This window comes from Amycolatopsis bullii (assembly GCF_014654205.1).
Taxonomy (GTDB): Bacteria; Actinomycetota; Actinomycetes; order Mycobacteriales; family Pseudonocardiaceae; genus Amycolatopsis; species Amycolatopsis plumensis.
This window is the reverse complement of record NZ_BNAW01000119.1, coordinates 1-576: the sequence shown is the minus strand read 5'-3', so window position 1 is coordinate 576 and position 576 is coordinate 1. Positions and strand designations below refer to the sequence as shown.

Genomic DNA, 576 nt, shown 5'->3' with positions numbered 1-576 from the left:
CCTCGTGAAGTGGCTCAGCTGCTCGGTGGCGAGCTTGAGAATCAGCAGCGCAAATATCCGCGCTCCGTATTGAGTGACGCCGAGAACGTGGCCATTCAGCGGGCGCGCACCGACGCTGAGATGAGAGCCTTGATGGGCGGGAAGGCCGCGGTGTTCGCCAGTGGCCATAGCACGGCATGGTCGGTGCTGTATCGAGAACTTGACGGTAGTGGTGCCGACGAGGATGTTGCTTCGCTGATGTCGCCGTTGAACCGCACCGTCAACGTGGTGGCGGTGCCAGATTTGTTGGACGCTGCCAGAAGACTGACTTCCTGCCGTGGCTGGCTGCAGAGCTGCGGTGTCGCTGTGGATTCAACCAGACTGTTTGGTCTTGCAGATACATTGGCCGAGGTCGGTGTGAATCGCATCTGTCCGCTCGGTGAGATGGATCGGGCGAAATCCGGCTGGCATCATGATGGGGGCTTCAACCTCATCGATCTGTTGCGCGCGGTGGATGTCGAACGCGGCAGCGACGCGTACAGCGATTCGTTCGATATGGATATGGAATAGGCCTGTGCTGTTGCGGGCAGCAGAGGC

The 576-nt window shown here is 59.9% G+C and carries 1 protein-coding gene; it reads left to right on the top strand.

The window, feature by feature from the left end; genetic code table 11:
- Positions 1–549: acyl-CoA reductase (locus IE317_RS44160; protein ID WP_229903255.1), on the top strand; the 549-nt coding region annotated here is incomplete at its 5' end.
- Positions 550–576: the final 27 nt, after the last annotated feature.